Source organism: Pseudomonas sp. MF6751, from assembly GCF_016613265.1.
Lineage (GTDB): Bacteria > Pseudomonadota > Gammaproteobacteria > Pseudomonadales > Pseudomonadaceae > Aquipseudomonas > Aquipseudomonas fluorescens_BV.
Genome location: NZ_JAENSV010000025.1, coordinates 35,074 through 55,472, shown reverse-complemented (window position 1 = coordinate 55,472; position 20,399 = coordinate 35,074). Strand labels below are relative to the sequence as shown.

Sequence of the window (20,399 nt, the reverse complement as noted above, 5' to 3'; positions counted from 1 at the left end):
ATATGCTTATAACTTTTAATTAAGGCTTGCGTTGCAGCGTTACAACTTCGCCAGTTTTAGTGCGGGCTTGATAGTCGCCCTCTTTCTGGCGATTCAAATGGGTGATCCCCGAGCCTTCAGCGTTAAACAGCCAAATACCATCCGGCGTGGGCGACCACGTCAGCGGCTTGTCGCCCAGCCATTGCTCGGCACAGGCAATATCGCCCTCCAGGGCGTTGGCTTGCTCCACTAACTTGAGCGCGCACACCTGATCCTGCTGCTTCAGCTCCCACTGCCCGGCAAGCTGCGCGGAGGTGGGTAATACAAGACTGCTAGCCATTGCGTGGGCTCCTGCCGACACGAACAACACCTGCACAACACAGGCGATCAAATGGGAAAAACGTGGCATATCCAACTCCAGCCTGGAGCGCGGCGCCGAAGCGCCGCGCGCTTTACATCAGGCTACGATGTCACTGGCAGCCGCCTGGCCAACGGTGGTGACGAGGAAATCCGCCACGCCGTGCCCGGAGAAGTCCACCGCCAAGGTGCCCAGGTTGGTACCTGAGGCATAGGTCAGTACAGCATCGCCGGCATGCCCGGTAAATGTGTTGACGAAGGTCACGCCCGCACCCTTGGTGATACCGGACAGGTCGATCTTGTCCGAACCGGAGGTGAAGTCGAAGATCTTGTCCGCAGCCCCTGGCTTGGAGTCGGAACTGGCACCGTACACGAAAGTGTCGCTGCCAGCGCCGCCCCACAGCTGGTCCGCACCGCCGCCGCCGTAGATGAGGTCGTTGCCGGCCCCGCCCTTGATGGTGTTGGCGGCTTGGTTACCAATGATCAGGTCGTTACCCGAACCGCCGAACGCGTTTTCGATGGTGACGCCCTTGGCGATGGACACGTTGCCCACCAGGCCGCCCACATCAGAGAACGAGGTGGCCGTGAGGTTGATCTTCTGGTTCTGGGTGAAACCGGAGAAGTCCAGGGTGTCGTTGCCGCCACCGTCCCATACCGAAAACACCAGCTTGTCGGCATTGGAAGTGGCGCTGAGGAAATCACGCCCGGTGTTGGAGTTGAACCCGTAAGTGGTGTCCGTGGCGCGGGTGTTGAAGTTGGCACCGTAGAGCTTCTGGATCGCCGCAATGTCGTCGATCAGCGGGCCGGAAGCGTAAGCCTCGACGCCGCCCTTGCTGAAGTTCTGGTTGGTGTTGCTCTCGCTCCAGTAACTCATGAGGCTATAGCCACGCGTGTCCTGTCCATAGGTTGCGTCGTTATAGGTCGGGTTGCCATTCCCGGCGTTGTAGTCGCCAGGGTGAGCCAGGCCCAGGGTATGGCCGATTTCGTGGGTCAGGGTCTGCCGGCCATAGTTGTTCAGGTCCGGAGTCTTGTTCGGCGTGTAGCTGTTGTTGGTCAGGTACCACGAAGTGCCGTCGTAGCCTGCACCGGTACCGGGCAGGTAAGCGAAGGCCGCGGCGCCGTCCTGGCCGCTGCTGTAGTTGCCGAAGGTCATGTGGCCGTCACCGCCGGAAGCCTTTTCGGTAAAGGTCACGTTGGCAACATCCGCCCAGGATTGCATGGCCAGCGCGGCCTGTGCTTTCTGCTGGGTGTTGAATTGGCTGAACCCCGAGATGCCATGTTTGTTCATGGTGCTCTGGGTAGCCGAGGTGAGGAAGGTGTAGGTCAGATCGATCTTGCCGTTGCCATCAAAGTCCCGGTACGCAGCACCATCCCGCAGCAGCTGGGTCGCTGCCTGGTCCACGGTGTAGGACGGTTTGCCATTGACCGTGAGGTTACCGCCACGGTCATACAAATGGCTGAAGCTATCGATTTGCGAGTAAGCAGTGCTGGCTTGCGCGGCAGATACAATAGCCTTGTCTTTTACTTTTGACATAAACGTACTTCCTTGTTTGCAAGTGCATCAGTCTTTGTTCGATAGGAACCTCGCGGGCGAGGATAGTCCTATCACTCACCTCTTTTGAAGGCGTAAGAAAACTGACACAACTTGAAATCTTTCGTCTACATCTATTTCCATCGCACAATTGTGACGCAGGTTCAAGTTGCAGAAGTCGAGTGCAGTGTTTATTGGGGGCCGTTGCGTTTGCGTGGCCGAATCGGCACAGCGCACTATTTAAATATTAAATACAAGTAAAGCCGCTCTAAGCGAACGGCCCACTTAATTAATGGATCCAATATATTGTCACGGTGTCATTAGCAACATTAAAGAGCCACTATTCGCACTATTAAAGTGCGCTGTCCCCCATTACCGGGACATACTCCAGCCACACTGTTGCAGGGCTGCCAAGAGGGTATCACCAGCCAGGCCCGGCACCTCGACGCCGTCTTGGGTGGTCATGTCTTCACCTGCCAGAATGGCGTTGATGATCGCCTCCTCCACCGCCTCTGCCGCCGCGCTGAACAGCGGCGAAATATGGTCGTTGTTGACCATCTGCAACCCGGTACTGAGGGGCAGGTCCTTGCGCCCATAGTCGGCTGGCGGCAAATCACGGTTGCCGGTGGCAAACGCCAGGAACAGGTCGCCGCTGGAATCCTCGGTGCCGCCACCGGTGCGCGCAATGCCGATGGACGCGCGCTGTGCCAGGCGCTGGCATTGGTGGGGCAGCAAGGGGGCGTCCGTGGCGATGATCACCACGATGGAGCCCATGCCAGGGGTGCCTCGCTCGGCAAAGGGCGAGGCAATGCCCATCAAGTGACGGCCCACCGGGTAGCCATCGACCCGCAGCTCCTGGCGCTTGCCGTGGTTGGCCTGCACCAGTACGCCGACGGTCCAGCCGCCCTGCTCCGCTGGCAACCGCCGTGACGCGGTGCCGATGCCACCCTTGAACTCGTGGCAAATCATGCCGGTGCCGCCGCCCACCGCGCCTTCCTGTACCGGGCCGCTTTCTGCCTGCTCCAGGGCCTGGCGCACATGCTCAGGGCGCACATGCTGGCCCCAGATGTCGTTGAGCAGGCCGTCATAGGTCTCCATGACCACCGGCATGCACCAGTACACCGCAGGGTCTGCCACGCGCTCACGCTCCAGGGCAATCAGGGTGTCGCGTACGATGCCAATACTGTGGGTGTTGGTGATAGCCATCGGCGTGGTCAACAGCCCCGCCTCGCTGATCCACTCAAGACCGGTGGCGTCGCCGTTGCCGTTGAGCACGTGGTAGCCGGCAAAACACGGTTGCTGCCGCGCTTCCCCGGCACGCGGCTGGATCAGCGTGACGCCGGTACGCACCTGCTTGCCGTCGACATGCGCCTTGAGCGTGGCGTGGCCGACGCGAACCCCGGGAACATCGGTGATGGCATTCAATTCGCCGGGCATGCCCAGCCCCAAGGTGATGCCCAATTGACGTGCACGCATACCCACTCCTTACAATTTCTGAAACGCCGGACTCAACCGGCCACTGATGCAATACAAAATCACCGACAGGGCCAGCAAGCCGATGATGATCATGATGTCGCGTACCGAGGCCTCCAGGATCAAGGTCACTAGCAGGTAACCGGCACCCAGTACCGCCAGCAATGCCGGCAGCGGCCATAACGGCATGCGATAGGGATGCTCGCGATCACGCAGCAGCACCCGGCTCATCAGCGCGCTCAGCGCCACTACCAGGTACACCAGCATGATCAGCAACACGCTGAACGAGGTCAGGTCGGCCAGGTTCGAGCTGAAACTCAACAGCGCCGAGGGTATCGCCAGGAACAGTGTTGCCAGCCACGGCGAGTCCCAGCGCGGGTGGATACGTGTGAACAGCTTGTTGATGCTCGGCGTCCACAGCGCATCGCGCCCGCTGCTGAACACCACCCGGCCAATCTGGATCACGATGGCAACGATGGCGTTGAACACCGACAGGAAAATCCCGGCACTCACCAGCCGCGACAAGGTTTCATTGCCATGACTGGTCAACAGATAGCCGATCGGGTCGGGGCTGCTGATCATTGCGCTCAGGGACGGCGCGCCGATCAACAGCGCAGTGATCGGCACCAACTCGATGACCACCACCAACCCCAACGACCATAGCACCGCCTTGTGCACGCCCTTGCCGCCGCACTTCATGTCTTCGGCCAGCAACACCGCCGGGCCGTAGCCGTTGAACGAGAACAGGCCGATGCCGACGGCGCCGATCACCAAGGCCCAGGGTGCCAGGTGCAACACACCGTTTTCGACGATCTGCGGCTGCAACAACACACTGGCCGGTTGCACCGGGTTACCGAAGCCGATCACCACAATCACCAGCAACGCCGCCACTTCCAATAGCAGGCAGGTGCCGGTGATCCAGGCGTTGAGCTTGATGTTGAGGATGCCCAGGGCGTAGCTGCACACCACGATCACCAGGGCGACGGTTTGCGAATCGAATGTCGTGCCCAGGGCGTTATTCAGGTAAGTCGCCGCACCGGTCGCCAATACCGGCGGGATAAACAGCAACATCACCAACACCGTCAGGAAGGTGGCGTAACCGGCCATGCCGCCAAACACGCGCTTGGCATACACATACTCGCCGCCGGCGCTGTTATGGGCGCGGCCGAGTTCGGCGTAACAGAAGGCGAACATCAACGCGAGCAACGCCGCCATCACAAACGCCAGGAACACGCCACTGCCCGCCTGCTGGATGGCAAACGGGGCGATCACGAAGACGGAACTGGCCGGCGTTACCGCTGAAACGGTAATCGCCACGACATCAAAGACGCTCAGGGTGGGCTTGAGCACGCCATCGGGCGCAGGGGTGGCACTCATATCGTTATCCTCTGTCGTTGTTTTTGGTGTGAGGCAGAAACGAAAAATGATTGTTCCTCGGGATATGCTTCCCGTTGGACAGTGTCGACGTTATCGGCTGGTGGGGCTGCCGGCCAATTCCCCTATTGGCGTACTCCCCTTGACGGTGCCCGGCAGAAGCCTAACCCTTGGCCGATCATTTGAGGGTGGGGATGTTGAGATGAGCCTGTTCCGGGAAATCGGTATGCACGCGGGGTTGGGCCGCACCCTGTCACAGATCGGCACCGAGCGGTTCTGGAAGCAACTGGTGCTGTTATTGCACCAGTGCCTGCCCTTCGATAATGCCTTGGCGATTTTCTACCCGCTGGATGGCCCGCCCCAGGCCCTGGAGGAGTACGACGCCCAGCCCAGCAGCAAGCCGGCGTCGATGCTGGTGTACCTCAACGGCCTGTACCTGCTCGACCCGTTTTACCAGGCCTGCCGCGAAAACTATGCCAGCGGCGTATACCGCCTGGAGGAAGTGGCGCCGGACCATTTTCGCCAGAGTGAGTACTTCCTCAATTACTTCCACGACAATGTGCTGGAAGACGAAGTGCAAGTGATCCTGCAACTGCCCGGCGTGGGCACGCTGTCGCTGTCGCTGGGCATGCAGCGGCGCTTCAGCTTCGAAGAAACCGGGCTGTTGACCACGCTGTCGGCGTGGGTGTTGCCGCTCATGCACCAGCATTGGCAGCAAAGCACCCAGCGGGCACCGGCCATGGACAGCCAGATTCGCGATGCCCTGAGTCATTTCGGCAGCGGTGTGCTGTCGGACCGCGAGCTGGAAATCGCCCGGCTGGTGTTGCGTGGGTTCTCCTCCAAGGCCATGGCCGAACGCTTGAAGATCTCGCCGGACACCGTAAAAGTGCACCGCAGGCATTTGTACGCCAAGCTGGACATTTCCTCGCAGCCCGAGTTGTTTTCATTATTCATCCAGTCATTGGGGCATGACCTGGAGAACCCATGAACATCATTCGGGCTGAAAGCGTGGTTGGCGCCTGTCAACGCCCCGTCCGTATGGTATTCCATACCCGAGTACGCACCCGGTCGATATTCAACGGCATGGCTTGCAGTGCAAACAGCTTGCCCATCATCTCCGGGCTCGGATACACCTTGGTGTCGGCCTTGATCGCCGGGTCTACCAGGCTGTCGGCCGCCGCGTTGCCGTTAGCGTAGTGCACGTAGTTGGTGACACTCGCCATCACGTCGGGGCGCAGCAGATAGTTCATGAAGGCATAGCCGGCTTTCTCATCCGGCGCGTCGGCGGGCATGGCGACCATGTCGAACCAGATCGCCGCGCCTTCCTTGGGAATGTTGTAGCCGATATTCACGCCGTTCCTGGCTTCCTTGGCGCGGCTTTCGGCCTGCAGGATGTCGCCGGAAAAACCGACGGCTACACAGATATCGCCATTGGCCAGGTCGGCGGTGTATTTCGAGGAATGAAAATACGCCACGTAAGGCCGCACTTGCATCAGCAGGGCTTCGGCCTTCTTGTAGTCCTCGGCTTTTTTGCTGTGGTGCGGCAACCCCAGGTAATTCAGCGCGGCTGGCAGCAGTTCGGGGCCGTTGTCGAGGATGGCGACCCCGCACTTTTGCAGCTTGGCCATGTTTTCCGGCTTGAAGATCAAGTCCCAGGAGTCCACCGGGGCGTTGTCACCGAGTACCGCCTTGACCTTGTCGATGTTGTAGCCAATGCCGGTGCTGCCCCACAGGTACGGAAAGCCGTGAGCATTGCCAGGGTCATTGTTTTCCACGGCCTTGAGTAGCACCGGGTTGAGATTTTTCCAGTTGGGCAGCTGGCTCTTGTCGAGCTTTTTAAGGGCGCCGCCCTGGATCTGCCGCGCCATGAAATGGTTGGAAGGAAACACCACGTCGTAACCCGATTTACCGGTCATCAGCTTGCCATCGAGGGTTTCGTTGCTGTCGTACAGGTCATAGGTGAAACCGATGCCGGTGTCTTTCTGGAAGTTCCTGGTGGTATCCGGTGCGATGTAGTCCGACCAGTTATAGATCTTCACGGTCTCGGCAGCCTGGCTGATAGTAGCCAGCAACATCAAGGGCAACAGGGCAATGGCTTTCATGGTTCGATTTCCTGGCGGTTTTAGGGTGTTTTTATGGCAGGCGATCAAGGATCAAAGCGTTACAGAATCAGGACGTAGGTCTTGCGCACAGTTTCCTGGATATCCCAGATACCGGTGCTATTGGCTGGCAACATCAGTGCGTCACCGGCTTGTATGTACAGGGTTTCCCCGTTGTCGGGCGTGAAGGTGCAGCGCCCTTGGATGAAATGGCAAAACTCCTGGGATTTAATCTGCCGACGCCAGCGCCCCGGGGTGCACGCCCAGATGCCGGTCTCGACCCCGTCGTTGCGCTCCACGCTCAGTGTCGAGGCCACGGCGATGGGCTCGCTCAGGGGCACCGCCACCGGTGATGAATCTGGCAGAGCGGTGTTCAGCGTGTCTTTGAATTGCGTGATGCTCATGGGTTTTCCCCTGTGGGTGGAACGAGTCAGTGCATGAAGCCTTCCATGAAACCGGCAACGCCGGTTGCCAGCTTGCGGCGCCAGGGCGGAGTGTTGGGGTTGGCCAACACCTGGTCTTCATGGACAAAACTGCGAATGATCGCGTTGTAACCCAGCCAGCGGCACGGCTCGGGCTCCCAGGCCTTGAGCGCCTGGAGTCCGCCTTCGCGAATCACCCAGGGTTGTCGGGTCAACGGGGTGTCGCGGCCCAGGATCAAGTCGGCCAGGGTGCGGCCGCCGAGGTTGGTGGCGCCCACGCCCTCCCCGCCATAACCGCCGGACAGTGCGATGCCAGTGGCGTGGTCACAGAGCATGTGCGGACGAAAACGGCGCGACATGCCCAGGTTGCCGCCCCAGGAGTGGGTAATCCTGGCCTTTTTCAGCTGTGGGAAGAGTTCACCAAACAGGTAGCGACGCAACTCTACTTCGCTGTCCGTCAGGTCGAAGTTGTGCCGTAACTTGCCGGCAAATTGATAGCCACCACGGGCGCCGAACACCAGGCGATTGTCGGCCGTACGCTGGCCGTAGGTGACTTGTCGGCTGCTCTCGCCAAAGGCCTGGCCCTGGCTGAGCCCGATGCCCTCCCAGGTGCTGGCCGGCAGCGGTTCGGTGGCGACAATCAAGCTCTGCACCGGTAACTGGTAGCGGCCCAACGGCGGCAAGGTATTGGCGTAACCCTCGACAGCAGGCACCACCCAGGCGGCGCGCACGCAGGCCTTGGCAGTGCGCAGGCTGCCGGACTGCCAATGGGTCACGGGGCTGTTTTCGTAAATGGTCACGCCCAGGCTTTCAACCGCCCGCGCCAGGCCACGCACCAGCTTCGCCGGGTTGATCGTCGCGACGTGGGGGGCATAGATGCCGCCATAAGGCTTGGCAATGCGGACCTGCTCGGCCAATTGCTGCGGGCTGAGCCAGCGGTAGTCGTCTTCGGTGAGGCCCTGGGCGTACAGCTTGTCCAGATAGCGGCGCAGGCTGCCTTCCTGCTCGGGGTAGCGTGCGGCGCAATACAAGGCGCCGCCTTTGCGGTAGTCGCAGTCAATGCCTTCGCGAACCAGCACCTGTGCCACTTCATCAGGAATGCCATGCAAGAGGTCAAACGAAGCGCGACGCTGCTGGGGGGCAAGCTCAGCCAGCAGGCGGTCTTCCCCCAAGAGGTTGCCCATCAACCAGCCACCATTGCGACCGGATGCGCCGAAACCGGCCGTTTGCGCCTCGATGACTGCAATTTTCAGCTCAGGGGCTTGGCGCTTCAGGTAATAGGCGGTCCACAGGCCGGTATAGCCGGCGCCGATAATCGCCACATTGACGTCCAGGTCGTGCTCCAGCGACGGGCGCGCGACCAGCGGGTCGTCCAACTGGTCCATCCATAAACTGATACTGCGCCATGCCGGCATGCCAGGTTCCCCTACCTCGGTTCGATAGGGCCGATCCTAGAGTGCAGCGTCAGGAACTGTCTTGCGCGCGTGCACGCACAGAAATTTGTTTGAGGTACGCCTTGGGCGATTGCCCGGTGTGCTGGCGAAAAGCGCTGTAGAACGCCGAGAGTGAATTGAAACCGGCGGCAAAGGCCAACTCATCGACTTTGACCGGCGCGGTGGCGTTGTCCAGCGCGGCCAGTACATGCTGGAGTCGCGCCTGGTTGACGTAGCGATAGAAGCTCTGCCCCAGCACCTGGTTCAGCAGGTAGGACATCTGGTTGCGACTGTAGCCACAGGCTTTGGCGACCCGCTGCAGGTCCAGCTCTGGGTCCAGGTACGGCTGCTGACGCTCGAAATATTGTTGCAGGTCATTGGCCATATAACCCAACTGCTGGGGCGACAGGCCCAGGCGGCTGACCGTAGGACGCAGTGCCTGGGCCGGTTGCTCGTGCACCAGAGATGCATATTCATTCACCCGCCAGATCAACCCGTCGCGCACCGTAATGGCCTCACTGGTACGAAACGACACCAGGCCCTGGCCGCCACGCAAGGTAATGCGGTACTGGATAAACGCGGTATCGCCATCGGCGCGGATGCGATCAGTGTGTTCAATCGCCTCATCCGCCTCACGAGGCATGCTGGCCTGCAAGTACTCGCGCAACTCGGCATAGCCCACCACACGGTTCTGGAAGAAATCGTGGTACAGGATCTCGGGGTGGTAGTAAGCCATCACCCCGTCCAGATCGCGATGTCGCCAGCACAGGTGATGGCGCAGCACCAGCGCGCCGGTAGCGTGGGAATTGTGACACTCATCGTCTGGAGCGATGTCGGACATATCGGGCTCTACGGCGGGGAAAATTTTTGAGAATGCCGAAGTTTACCCTTGCCTTCAATGGTCATATCGAGTGTCTGACTAATGGCCTTTTGCCTATTCCTTTGTAGGACATGATCTATATCAAAACCAGGCGAAAGAACCGCCGAACGGGCCGAAAAAAGTCACCTTGCAGTTGCGAACGAATGCTATTTTTAAGCCCTTAGCTGTCATGACCAGTGAAGGTCCTGGCCTCTGCCGCGAGCTAAAGGAAGCGCTCAATGAACAAGGTGGGCAACATGAACAAAGTGACATTTCCCAACGCCTGCCAGCTGATGCGCTGGCATTTTCACCCGATGGGCTTCGAGGGCAGCATGGACGCCCCCGGCAGCATGATCGCCCGCCTGTTCGACCGGGCCAGCGGCGAGACATTGATCGCCATCGCGGGGATCCCGTGCGCTACGGTGATGAACGCGGCTGATGTGGAGCGCATCATCGAGGCAGTGGAGGATGAATTGGAGAGTTTCGTGCCGCCGGTTTCGTTGCGGGCGTGAGGCGGGGCTAACAGCCCACTCTGACGGTAACCACGATGCGAAGCGAGTCGCTCTTGATCTGCTTTTGATCTCAGGCGCCCCGTTCCAACTGTGTCGCCTGTCAGGCCGCCTTCGCGAGCAAGCCCGCTCCCACAGTTGGATCGTGAAGTGTCAGGTAGATAGGCGTCGGCGGTCAGGCAGCCATCGCAGGCAAGCCAGCTCCCACATGTTCGATCCCGTGTTGTCAGGTAGAGACGCGTCGGCTGTCGGGCTCTTATCGCAGGTCAGCCAGCTCCCTTCGGCGCACGCTGATCATCAAAAAACACCTTCCTGCCATCCACCCGCTCAGACGCCCTGGGCACATTCACACCCTGGCCTTCCGGCTTTTCCACATACCAATAACAATGGCTGACCGCCCGGGTAATCCCCACATAGGCCAGACGCAACACTTCGTCTCTCTGGGCATTGTCATAAGGCTCGCTATCGCCATCCTTACCCAAGCCCGCCATGCGATATACCTGGTTCTTGTACGGCGAGCTGGTCACATGCTGACAATCGCCCAGCAAAAATACCGCGTCCGCCTGCAGCCCCTTGGCACTGTGATACGTGAGCTGTTTCAACCTGCGCGCCTGAGGCGCCAAGCTAGAATCCACATTAACGACAGACTGAATATGCTCATTAATCAATAACTTATCGCTACCTTTTCGATAAAGCATCAGGATCGAATCGCCCCGCTGATAATGCTCCAGCAACCGCTGCGCCAGTGCCGCGTCGTCACGTTCCAACACCGTGACGGGCACCAGCGCCTTGGGCTCGCCACTGGCCCTGGCCTTTTTGCCCGGGATGGCCGGCGCGCTACGGACGATATGTTCGGCAGCGTCGATGATGTGCTGGTGGCTACGGTAGTTCTCCCCCAGCATCACGCGGGTCGTGCTGGGCGAAACGAACTCCTTGTTGAACTCCATGAAGTACTTGGGCGAACTGCCACGCCAGCCGTAGATGGATTGCCAGTCGTCCCCTACGCACAGCAACGATGAGCGTTGTGCACCGCGCCCGACGTGCATGGCCGGCCCACGGCTGCGAATTTCCCGCAGGCTGGCGCGGATCCAGGACACGATCTGCGGCGATACGTCCTGGAATTCATCGATCATCAGGTGCGACATCGGCCGCAGCAAGGGATCACTCAGCAGCTTGAGGTTCTCAGGGGTGCTTTCACCAAACAGGGAAAACATCCGGTTGTAGGTCATGATCGGCGGCGACTGCTCCAACAGGTGATCTTCCAGGGCCTTCCAGAAAATGCTCAGGGCCTCGAAGAACAGCCGGTCCGGGTCGTCCTTGGCGAAGCTCATCTGGCCAACCGCCGTAGGCACATCCAAGCCGAGGTTCTCGATAAACCCGGCCGCCATGACAAAACTGTCCAACAGGGGGGCTGAAGCGAGTTCACCTTTGACCTTGTAATCAAAGCCTGGCCCGGCCGTGGCATCGCCGCCCAGGCTGCTCAAAAGGCGCTTTGAAGATTCGTAATTATCCAGCCATATCAAAGGCTTACTACAGAAAGCTTGAAACAGAGTGCGCTTCACTGCCCATTCAGCGCGCACCGAGAGTTTCGAGTTCGGCCGACTGATGTGAGGGTTTTCGCGCCCATCGAACCCCAGCACCACCCAGGCATCCAGCTCCGCGATGTAGCCGTGGCAATGAAATTGCGCGCCGTTGATTTCAAAGGTCTGACGGCTGGGTTCGATGCCCTTGATCGGCCAGGCACCGGCGCGAAACCACAGGTCTTCAATCACATCACAGAGTTCTTCATCGCGCTTGGCCGCCAATTCAGTCACGGCCATGCGCTTTTGCACGTCCGGATGATCGCGTTCCAATTCCTTGAGCTGAAGGCCATGGCGGGCCAAGGGTGCAATCAACTCGCGAAAACGCTGATGGCGGCCATACAAGCGGTGATAACAAGCGTTCATCTGCTGCCGCTGGGCGTCACTGATACGCAGGTCGAAGGCGTTGCTGTCGGCGTCTTCAAAAGCACCGCTGAGGTTCTCAAAGGCCTGCAGCCGTTCCAAGCCCGGCAGGCTGCGCACCATGGGCAGGATGCGCGAGTGAAAGGTGCGCACCACCGCCTGGGCCTCCTTGCTGCCAAGAGGTTGGCCCCACAAGCTGAGAATTTCCATGAGTTTGTTGATGAAGTCCTTGCGCGACTCGCGGGTGAAGGTCACCACCGTCATGGAACTCAGTTCAAAGCCCAGGTAATGGCTGAGCAGCAGGATGCGCAGCACCAAGGACGTCGACTTGCCGGCGCCGGCACCCGCAATCACTGAGGTCGAGGGGGTGTCGCTGAAGATCATCTTCCATTGCGCCACGCTTGGCTGCGCATGGGCTGGCAGCAGGCGCGCGACATCGGCCTTCATGCGCTTCTTCACCTCTGCGATGAGCGGCAATCGCCAATCGTCGAACAGGCTGTCATCTATGCCTGGTGCGCGGTGCTCATCAGGGCGAAAGTCTCGAATCAGCAGGACTTGCCGGCCCTCCTCGATGCCATCGGCCTTGCCCTCGCGGTAACCGTATTCAACGCCCGCCTCATGCCCACTGCGAAAACCGTCGGCCTGGCCATGTAACCAGGAAAACCTGTGCTGCGCGCGCAAACGGGTGAGGCCATGGCCGAACAGGCGCGCGGCCAGCCGTTTCAGCAGCGGCATTTCAGCCAAGGGGCGCAGTTCGGGGGGCAGATCAGGCTGTTGTTGCGACACGCGGACTCCTGCGGTGAGCTTGTTTTGACCAAGGCGCCATGGTCGCCGGAAACGCCGCTCAGTTCCAGCCAATTGCTTTGCTGTCATGCAGTTAGGCGATGAAGTGAAAGTGAACACCAGGGTTAATCATCGAGTAAATGGATAATTAACCGGCAGTTTTTACGCTTTTTATCGATCATGCGCTGCAGGATGATGAGGCCATCAACAGGAGACGATCATGCTTGAACTTCGACCTTTCACCAGCCTGGGCGGCGCCCACCATGGCTGGCTTGACGCTCATCACCACTTTTCCTTTGCCGAATACCACGACCCCCAGCGCATGCACTGGGGCAACCTGCGGGTATGGAACGACGACATCATCGCCCCCGGCAGCGGCTTTCCCCAACACCCGCACCGCGACATGGAAATCATCACCTACGTGCGCGAAGGGGCGATCAGCCATGCCGACAATCTGGGCAATAAAGGCCGCACCGAAGCCGGCGATGTGCAGGTAATGAGCGCGGGCACCGGCATTGCCCACAGCGAATACAACCTGGAGGCCACGCCAACCAAAATCTTCCAGATCTGGATCATTCCCAATGAAGCCGGCTTGCCACCGTCCTGGGGCGCCAAACCGTTTCCGCAAGGCAACCGCGAGGGCTTTGTGACGCTGGCCAGCGGCAAGGCTGGCGACACTGAAAGCTTGCGGATTCGTGCGGATGCACGTTTGGTGGCAGCTAACCTGAAAGCTGGAGAAAGCGCGGAGTACCGGCTGGACAGCGGCCGCCGGGCGTACCTGGTGCCAGCCACGGGCGTGATTGACGTCAATGGTGTGCGGGCACAGGCGCGGGACGGCGTGGCGGCTGAGGATGAACAAGTGTTGCGGGTGACCGCAATCGAGGACAGCGAAATCGTGCTGGTGGACCTGGCCTGATCATGTAGGAGCGAGCTTGCTCGCGAAGAACTCACCGGCACCGCGTTCACTCAGGAAGCACGCGTTATCGTTGACGTTTTTCGCGAGCAAGCTCGCTCCTACATACAGTGTCAGTTATTGGCTGATTGCACCGTCAACCAACACCTGCGCCTCTTCCACCAGTTGCTTGAGGTGTTCTTCGCCAATGAAGCTCTCGGCGTAGATCTTGTAGATGTCCTCAGTGCCCGAGGGGCGTGCGGCAAACCAGCCGTTTTCGGTCATGACTTTCAAACCGCCAATCGCCTGGTTGTTGCCCGGCGCATGGCTGAGGATCTGTTGAATGCTCTCACCGGCCAATTGCGTGGACGTGACCTGCTCCGGTGACAGTTTGCCAAGCAGAGCTTTTTGCGCGGGAGTGGCCTTGGCATCGACGCGAATGGCGAAGGGCTCACCCAGGGCATCGGTCAAGCCACGGTAGATCTGGCTTGGGTCCTGGCCTTTGCGCGAGGTCATTTCTGCGGCCAGCAAGGCCGGGATCAGGCCGTCCTTGTCGGTGCTCCACACGCTGCCGTCCTTGCGCAGGAACGAGGCACCGGCGCTTTCTTCGCCGCCAAACCCCAACGAACCTTCAAACAAGCCATCGGCAAACCATTTGAAGCCCACTGGCACTTCGTACAGGCGACGGCCGATGCGCGCCGCGACGCGGTCGATCAGGCCGCTGCTGACCACGGTCTTGCCCACGGCCGCATCGGCACGCCAGTCCGGGCGGTTCTGGAACAGATAGTCGATGGACACCGCCAGGTAGTTGTTGGGCGCCAGCAAACCACCGGAAGGCGTGACGATGCCGTGGCGGTCGTGGTCCGGGTCGCAGGCGAAGGCAACGTCGAAACGCTCCTTGAGACCGATCAGGCTTTGCATGGCATAGCTGGAGGACGGGTCCATGCGAATCTGGCCGTCCCAGTCGACGCTCATGAAGCGAAAGGTGGCGTCGACCTCGGTATTCACCACCTTCAGGTTCAAGCGGTAGTGCTCGGCAATCGCCGACCAGTAGCGCACCCCTGCTCCGCCCAGCGGGTCCACGCCCAAGCGCAGGTCGGCGCTGCGGATCGCGTCCATGTCGATCACATTGATCAGGTCGGCCACATAGCTGTTGAGGTAGTCATGGCGATGGGTGGTGTCGGCCTTGAGCGCCTGGGCGTGAGTGATGCGCTTGACCCCGGCCAGCTTGTTGGCGAGCAGTTCGTTGGCCTTGGCTTCGATCCACTTGGTGACGTGAGTATCGGCTGGGCCACCGTTAGGCGGGTTGTACTTGTAGCCGCCACTTTGCGGCGGGTTGTGGGACGGTGTAATCACAATACCGTCCGCCAGACCGCTGGTACGGCCACGGTTATAGCAGATGATGGCGTGGGAAATCGCCGGCGTCGGCGTGTACTCGTCGCCCTCGGCCAGCATCACGTGCACGCCGTTGGCCGCCAGTACTTCCAAGGCGCTGGCACCGGCTGGCGTCGACAATGCATGGGTATCCAGGCCGACAAACAATGGCCCGGTGATGCCCTGTGCTTCGCGGTACAGGCAGATCGCCTGGCTGATAGCCAGAACGTGCCACTCGTTGAAACTCAGTTCGAACGAACTGCCACGGTGCCCGGAGGTACCAAAAGCCACACGCTGAGTGGAGATCGCTGCATCAGGCTGGCCGGTGTAATAGGCCGTGACCAGTCGCGGGATATCCACCAGCAACTGGGCTGGTGCCGGCTTGCCCGCAAAAGGACTGATAGTCATGCATAAACCTCGAAAAGAAGGATTCGGAAAAATGACAGTTTACTGAGACTTGGACTACTGCGCGACGGTATCGATCCGACGGCCTGAAGAGAAATTTCACGCATTAATCAGTCTGCGCCTGCAGGAGCGTCTGCGCCAGCGTATCCAGGGCGATGTCCAGGTTGGGATGGCCGCTGAAGGTATGGCTCAAGCGCATATGCTGGTGATGCAAACCACTGAGGCTGAACAGTTCGCCTGGAGCAATCACCACCTGCTGGGCGAGCATGCGCTGAAACACCAGGCGCATATCCACCGGCGCCGTCGACTGCAACCAGAAACTCGCCCCGGCCACAGGCATGCGGTAATGCACACACCCTTGCATACGCGCATCCAAGCGGTGACTCATGGCGTGCGCCTGCTCATGCAGGCGCTGGCGCAGCGTGTGCAGGTGCTGGTCGAACCGACCGCTTTCGTACAGCCGCGCAATGGCGCGTTGACGAATGGCGGACAGTCGAAACGAACGCAGCAAGAACTGGCGCTGCAATTCATTGCTCATCTGCCGCGCCAGCAGGTAACCAAAGGGCGCTTCCGGGCCCAAAACCTTTTCGAACGAAGAAAACACGATCAGCCGCTCTGGGTTGACCAGGCTGCGCAAGGCCGATCCGGGCGGCGCAAAGCTCAGGTCACCAAAGGTATCGTTCTCCAGCAACCAGCAGCCGTGCTGGTCGAGCAGACGCGCTACGTGCAGCCGCTCGGGGTCGGTCATGGCGTTACCCGAGGGCATGCTGACTACAGATGAGAGCAGCACGAGGTGCACTGGTTCATGACGCAGCAGGTGCTCCAATGTGGTCAAGTCCGGGCGGCCGTCGGCACGCCAGGGCCATTCAATGACCCGCACGCCAGCGGCCTGTAGCAGGCGCAGGACCAGGTAATCGCACGGCGATTCAACTACCACCACCGTGCCTTTAAGATCCAGGGCGTCAACGAGGATTTCCAGGACGCCCTGAAGGTCGGCACCGATATACACCTCATCAGCTTGCCAACAATGGGTGGGCGACGCGGTATAACGAGCTGCCAATGCAGCACGCAACTCCCACACGCCACAAGGTTGCGACGGTTGCAGATGATGGGGATACCGGCGCACCAGTTGGCGCTCCAGCGCCAGCAACGCGCCATCGAGGGACCCCAACAGCGCCGGTTCATCATTGCTGAGCACAACCATCGCCGGGCGCCGGGCGGCTGTATACAGGCGCTCGAGCAAGTCCGTACCCGCCATGATGGGCATGGTTGCGGCCACGGGCCAGGCGAAGTAGCCGGACTTGGCCACCGAATACACTCGCCCTTCTTTTTCCAACAGCGAGTAAGCGTACTGAATCGTCGAGATTGACACGTTCAACCGCGTCGCCAACTGGCGCAGGGACGGTAGCTTGACCGGTGCTTCCCGGCTGACTTCATTGATCAGGTTGATCATGTAGCGATACACCGCCTGATAGGCGAAGTCTGCCTGTCGCTCTCCCCTCAGGTTCATCGCTGATCACCCGCTTGCATAGGCGAGTACACGCGACTAGCGTCCCGACACTTGAGGGATACGAGACTTGGACCGCGTGAAACGAGGCTGGCATACACGCGCACTGCGTTTGCCCGGCAACGGGCATTTACGGTACAGATGCTGCAACAACGGCAGCGACAACCCGCTGATATCCGTCAGCCACTGGTGCAGCATGTCCGCGACGGGCTTGCCCTGCAGGGCCTTATGGAGCTCGGGGAGCGCTACCAGCATGCCGGGATGGCATTGACGCAAGTAACCCTCCAGACGTTCGCCATGCTGGACGAAGGGCGCGAACACCAGGCAGGTCAATTGGCTTTCGTCCAGGCCAGAGAACGCCTGAGCACAAGCTGTAGACAGTACCTGGCCCTGCAGAGCACACCCTTCGGTGATCAACGCAACAGGCACCTGTCTTCGATGCAGGTAGTCCGCCGCCTGACGCAGGAACCCTTCGACGCCATGTTCGTAGGAGAGTTCGCGCAGGCACTGGGCCTGCAACCCATGCAAATGCGCCATGAGCAAAGGGTTAGGGTAAGCAGGATGGCTGAAGTGGAACTCGAATGGGTCCCGCTTATGGGCGAGGAATTGAGTGAGCAGTGGCGCTTGGGCAACGTCCACGTCGTCAAGCAGGTCGGCAATGCCGATATATGCCACATGACGGTGCCCGCCCCGGCCAGGACTCTCAGCGCCTGCGTAGTGCTCGCCATACAGGTGGCGGTAGCAACCGACACTCCATTCCTCCATGCGTGCAAACCATGCACTGAGCGACGACGGGTTACCAGGTGCGAATGTCAGGCCGGTTGCCAAGGCGCTTTTTTTCAGCCACGCGATATATTGGCTTTGCTTGCGCACCGAGTCGCCGCTGACCAGAGCATGCACACCGCCGCTCCAGGTGGCGACCCGCTGGTAGAAATCGCCGAGGGCCAAAAAAGTGTCGTTGCACAGGGTGGCGCGAATGTCGCCGGACGTCAGGTGCCCGATCATCAGCTTGTTGCGCCGGCTCACTTCACGCCCGGCACTGGCCGCAGGCCGTTGATGATTGAAGGGCAGCACTTCCTGGTTTTCCACCATCAACAGTTCCACCCGTGGGTCATCGTGGAAAAATAGCGCGCCGTAGCCGTGGTGCAGCGAATCGAGCGTGGCCTGAGTCATACCCGCGTGCCGCAACGTGGCCACGCGCAAATGAAAAGTCTTGGGTGCTCGCCCAGCAATGGTCAGTTGCGCAGCGCGCAGCATCGCCAAGGTGTAGCTGCTGACTGCGCCGCCGCCGTGCCCGATCAGTACTTTGTAATTCCCCACTTGCTCCATGCCACCGGCGGCCACCACGATTCGCTGGATCAGCAATTGAAGCACCGTACGTTCAGCACGGGTAAAGTTCCCCACTAAACGTTGCAAAACTTGCTGGTAAACATAGCTCATGGCTTGTTCGTGAATAGTGCTCATCGTTCTACTACCTGAGTTGAAATATTAGTTTCGAGCAACTACCACACAGGAGCGCTCGACCTATTACACTTGTAGGCTTGTCATCCGTTGCGCAGCACGACATGGATTCAACATTAGCACTCTGCAACAAAAGTGCAGGTGCAACCAAAAGAACAGTCGATGACTATCCCAGGACAGAATCGCGTAGCTGCGCGCCTTACAGCGCCCAAGACCGTCAGCCCTAGGAAGGCTCTGACAACGTCCTACACTGCTTTAACTAAGCAATTAGAGAAGCATCCGACAAATATTAATCATCCACTCATCCTGGCTTCTTGCAAAACGACAGGGTGCACACTTTGTACTTTTCGAAAAAAAATCAGACCACCGTTAGTTCCGCAAGCGCGAGATGTTAATGCCCGGCATTCAATCATGGCTCAATCCTTGAGATGAGAAAGAAGGCTCAATTATCGGCACTCAAACAATGATTAACAGATACAGAACAGCGTCGAAAAGCAGTTCAGATGGCCTGCCAACCCAACTTAAATGACGCCCACACAACAGCGCCGCACTGGGTTTCAGGGCGGCGTAGGGCAATAACGGTATTGTTTACGGGGCGCAGCGCCCGTGCGGCGGCTCAACCCCGGTGCGGGTTAAGCCCTGTCAAATGGCGCATTTGCCTCATCAGCTCAGGCACCGGAGTATTCATTTGCGAATACTCCTACAGCTCAAACAGCTTCAACCTGCAACGCCACCCGTTCGCGGCAAGGGCATTCATCCATGTATCGGTGCGCTTCGACGAACTGACTGAACGGAAATACCGTGGTTTTCAGTGGGACAAGCACACGGTCGGCTGTCAGCTGGTTGATATCGCGCAATGCACGCTGCAACGCCACCTGGTCCTGGATAATGCCCAGCTCCGGCTTGCCGGTGAAGTTGCCGATACAGTGCACAAAGAACTGAATGTTCTTTTGGAACGCCGCACAGGCCGGAAATGGCGTCTGGTTGCCACCTTGCAGGCCATACAGCACCAGGCTGCCACGCGGCGCCAGGACGTCACCGAGCAGCGACATCTGCGGGCCACCCAGGCCATCGAACACCACGTCGACGCCACGGTTGTCCGTGAACTTGTTGATCTGCATCAGCAGGTCCTGCTCTTCGGTAACGATGACCTTTTCCGCCCCGAGAGACAGCAGGTATTCGCGCTCAGCACTGTCTTTGGTGGCAGCAATCACCCGCACACCCAGGGCCTTGCCCAGCTGCACAAACGAAGGGCCGGCACAGTGGCTGGCGTCGGTCACCAGGGCAAACTGACCGGGTTTGACCCGCGCCAGGTCCATGTAGGCAAAGTACGCGATGAGCAACGGCGTGTAATGCACGCTGGCTTCAATCGGGCTCAAGACATCCGGGTACCGGGTCAGGGCCGAACGGGGCAAGACGATCTGCTCGCCATACACCGGGTAATCATTGGGGCTCTCGGCCGGAAAACTGGCGACTTTATCGCCGACCGCCAAGTCATCCACGCCATCGCCCAGGGCAACCACAACCCCGGCCATCTCATGGCCCAGGCCAGAAGGCAGGCGTGCGTGGGAAGACGCCAGGTTCTGGCGCCACAGAATGTCGTACCAACTGATGCCGATCGCGTCGACACGCACCTGCACTTCGCCCGGTGCGGGCTGCGCGGCCGCATGCTCTTCGCATTTGAGCACCTCGGCCGGACCAAACTTGTGAAAACGGATCGTGCGGGACATCGCAAACCTCGTCAAAGTAACCTCTAATGCCATGAACTTTATCTGGGCTTTGGGGGTAAGACCACCGGTCACCATTAATAGTCGACATGCCTGTCATTGATTCCGCGAGCGAGGAACACACCTCAACTATCGTAGGAAAAATCAATTAGCCGGTGCAGAGTACCAGCCTTTCCCCGTAAGATTCATGCCGGTCATCCTTCTGAAGCGAACCTCAGGGGGTTGCTACGTGACCGCTCACATCAAGTTTGCTGACTCTTCCAGGACACAA

General features: G+C 59.6%; 16 protein-coding genes. 3 read left to right on the top strand and 13 right to left on the bottom strand.

Annotated features, from left to right (window positions below; genetic code table 11):
* Positions 1 to 19: 19 nt before the first annotated feature.
* From JJD66_RS19240 to JJD66_RS19225, 4 genes are all read right to left on the bottom strand, one after another.
* Positions 20 to 388, bottom strand: coding sequence for an AprI/Inh family metalloprotease inhibitor (locus JJD66_RS19240; RefSeq protein ID WP_200648789.1), 369 nt, complete (start codon positions 386 to 388; stop codon positions 20 to 22).
* A 48-nt stretch (positions 389 to 436) separates the two neighbouring features.
* On the bottom strand, positions 437 to 1,870 hold the full coding sequence (locus JJD66_RS19235) for a serralysin family metalloprotease (RefSeq protein WP_200648779.1): 1,434 nt from the start codon (positions 1,868 to 1,870) through the stop codon (positions 437 to 439).
* A gap of 369 nt (positions 1,871 to 2,239) precedes the next feature.
* Entirely contained in the window at positions 2,240 to 3,343 is a 1,104-nt protein-coding gene (locus JJD66_RS19230; protein WP_200648778.1) for a DmpA family aminopeptidase, read from the bottom strand.
* A gap of 9 nt (positions 3,344 to 3,352) precedes the next feature.
* Positions 3,353 to 4,717, bottom strand: a complete 1,365-nt coding sequence (locus JJD66_RS19225) for an APC family permease (RefSeq protein ID WP_034127698.1) — start codon at positions 4,715 to 4,717, stop codon at positions 3,353 to 3,355.
* 199 nt (positions 4,718 to 4,916) lie between these two features.
* Between JJD66_RS19225 and JJD66_RS19220 the strand changes: the two genes are divergently transcribed.
* Positions 4,917 to 5,702 carry a helix-turn-helix transcriptional regulator gene (locus JJD66_RS19220; protein ID WP_054898104.1) on the top strand — a complete coding sequence of 262 codons (786 nt, stop codon included), beginning with the start codon at positions 4,917 to 4,919 and terminating at the stop codon, positions 5,700 to 5,702.
* A 34-nt stretch (positions 5,703 to 5,736) separates the two neighbouring features.
* Here the strand turns inward: JJD66_RS19220 and JJD66_RS19215 are convergent, their stop codons facing one another.
* The 4 genes from JJD66_RS19215 to JJD66_RS19200 are packed head-to-tail and all read right to left on the bottom strand — an operon-like array spanning position 5,737 to position 9,509.
* Positions 5,737 to 6,816: a polyamine ABC transporter substrate-binding protein gene (locus tag JJD66_RS19215; RefSeq protein WP_034127700.1), complete on the bottom strand. Its 1,080-nt coding sequence runs from the start codon at positions 6,814 to 6,816 to the stop codon at positions 5,737 to 5,739.
* Between the two features lie 59 nt (positions 6,817 to 6,875).
* Positions 6,876 to 7,217: a cupin domain-containing protein gene (locus JJD66_RS19210; RefSeq protein WP_105226789.1), complete on the bottom strand. Its 342-nt coding sequence runs from the start codon at positions 7,215 to 7,217 to the stop codon at positions 6,876 to 6,878.
* Between the two features lie 26 nt (positions 7,218 to 7,243).
* Positions 7,244 to 8,650, bottom strand: a complete 1,407-nt coding sequence (locus JJD66_RS19205; RefSeq protein ID WP_200648777.1) for an NAD(P)/FAD-dependent oxidoreductase — start codon at positions 8,648 to 8,650, stop codon at positions 7,244 to 7,246.
* A 49-nt stretch (positions 8,651 to 8,699) separates the two neighbouring features.
* Positions 8,700 to 9,509, bottom strand: coding sequence for a helix-turn-helix domain-containing protein (locus tag JJD66_RS19200; protein WP_200648776.1), 810 nt, complete (start codon positions 9,507 to 9,509; stop codon positions 8,700 to 8,702).
* Positions 9,510 to 9,766: 257 nt separating this feature from the next.
* On the opposite strand from JJD66_RS19200, the gene JJD66_RS19195 reads away from it, so the two are divergent.
* Complete coding sequence (locus JJD66_RS19195) at positions 9,767 to 10,039, top strand: DUF1652 domain-containing protein (protein ID WP_014718395.1); 273 nt, start codon at positions 9,767 to 9,769, stop codon at positions 10,037 to 10,039.
* 263 nt (positions 10,040 to 10,302) lie between these two features.
* Here the strand turns inward: JJD66_RS19195 and JJD66_RS19190 are convergent, their stop codons facing one another.
* Positions 10,303 to 12,765, bottom strand: coding sequence for a UvrD-helicase domain-containing protein (locus JJD66_RS19190; protein ID WP_200648775.1), 2,463 nt, complete (start codon positions 12,763 to 12,765; stop codon positions 10,303 to 10,305).
* Between the two features lie 217 nt (positions 12,766 to 12,982).
* Here JJD66_RS19190 and JJD66_RS19185 point away from each other — a divergent pair, with 217 nt between their 5' ends.
* The gene (locus JJD66_RS19185; protein ID WP_200648774.1) at positions 12,983 to 13,678 is read left to right on the top strand and encodes a pirin family protein; all 696 of its coding nucleotides are present in this window, start codon (positions 12,983 to 12,985) and stop codon (positions 13,676 to 13,678) included.
* Between the two features lie 114 nt (positions 13,679 to 13,792).
* On the opposite strand, the gene pgm is transcribed toward JJD66_RS19185, so the two are convergent.
* From pgm to JJD66_RS19165, 4 genes are all read right to left on the bottom strand, one after another.
* Entirely contained in the window at positions 13,793 to 15,436 is a 1,644-nt protein-coding gene (gene pgm, locus JJD66_RS19180; protein ID WP_200648773.1) for a phosphoglucomutase (alpha-D-glucose-1,6-bisphosphate-dependent), read from the bottom strand.
* A 103-nt stretch (positions 15,437 to 15,539) separates the two neighbouring features.
* Positions 15,540 to 16,943 (bottom strand): aminotransferase-like domain-containing protein, encoded by a 1,404-nt coding sequence (locus JJD66_RS19175; protein WP_105226784.1) that lies wholly within the window; start codon positions 16,941 to 16,943, stop codon positions 15,540 to 15,542.
* Positions 16,944 to 16,979: 36 nt separating this feature from the next.
* Positions 16,980 to 18,404: a hypothetical protein gene (locus JJD66_RS19170; RefSeq protein ID WP_200648772.1), complete on the bottom strand. Its 1,425-nt coding sequence runs from the start codon at positions 18,402 to 18,404 to the stop codon at positions 16,980 to 16,982.
* 704 nt (positions 18,405 to 19,108) lie between these two features.
* Positions 19,109 to 20,131, bottom strand: a complete 1,023-nt coding sequence (locus tag JJD66_RS19165) for a zinc-dependent alcohol dehydrogenase family protein (protein WP_032891964.1) — start codon at positions 20,129 to 20,131, stop codon at positions 19,109 to 19,111.
* Positions 20,132 to 20,399: the final 268 nt, after the last annotated feature.

Bases quoted from the DNA above. Each gene is read 5' to 3' on its own strand.
- JJD66_RS19195 (WP_014718395.1), top strand. From the start codon at position 9,767: ATGAACAAGGTGGGCAACATGAACAAAGTGACATTTCCCAACGCCTGC.
- JJD66_RS19185 (WP_200648774.1), top strand. From the start codon at position 12,983: ATGCTTGAACTTCGACCTTTCACCAGCCTGGGCGGCGCCCACCATGGC.
- JJD66_RS19175 (WP_105226784.1), bottom strand. From the start codon at position 16,943: ATGAACCTGAGGGGAGAGCGACAGGCAGACTTCGCCTATCAGGCGGTG.
- JJD66_RS19215 (WP_034127700.1), bottom strand. From the start codon at position 6,816: ATGAAAGCCATTGCCCTGTTGCCCTTGATGTTGCTGGCTACTATCAGC.
- JJD66_RS19230 (WP_200648778.1), bottom strand. From the start codon at position 3,343: ATGCGTGCACGTCAATTGGGCATCACCTTGGGGCTGGGCATGCCCGGC.
- JJD66_RS19225 (WP_034127698.1), bottom strand. From the start codon at position 4,717: ATGAGTGCCACCCCTGCGCCCGATGGCGTGCTCAAGCCCACCCTGAGC.
- JJD66_RS19170 (WP_200648772.1), bottom strand. From the start codon at position 18,404: ATGAGCACTATTCACGAACAAGCCATGAGCTATGTTTACCAGCAAGTT.
- JJD66_RS19210 (WP_105226789.1), bottom strand. From the start codon at position 7,217: ATGAGCATCACGCAATTCAAAGACACGCTGAACACCGCTCTGCCAGAT.
- JJD66_RS19235 (WP_200648779.1), bottom strand. From the start codon at position 1,870: ATGTCAAAAGTAAAAGACAAGGCTATTGTATCTGCCGCGCAAGCCAGC.
- JJD66_RS19240 (WP_200648789.1), bottom strand. From the start codon at position 388: ATGCCACGTTTTTCCCATTTGATCGCCTGTGTTGTGCAGGTGTTGTTC.
- JJD66_RS19220 (WP_054898104.1), top strand. From the start codon at position 4,917: ATGAGCCTGTTCCGGGAAATCGGTATGCACGCGGGGTTGGGCCGCACC.
- JJD66_RS19165 (WP_032891964.1), bottom strand. From the start codon at position 20,131: ATGTCCCGCACGATCCGTTTTCACAAGTTTGGTCCGGCCGAGGTGCTC.
- JJD66_RS19205 (WP_200648777.1), bottom strand. From the start codon at position 8,650: ATGCCGGCATGGCGCAGTATCAGTTTATGGATGGACCAGTTGGACGAC.
- JJD66_RS19200 (WP_200648776.1), bottom strand. From the start codon at position 9,509: ATGTCCGACATCGCTCCAGACGATGAGTGTCACAATTCCCACGCTACC.
- pgm (WP_200648773.1), bottom strand. From the start codon at position 15,436: ATGACTATCAGTCCTTTTGCGGGCAAGCCGGCACCAGCCCAGTTGCTG.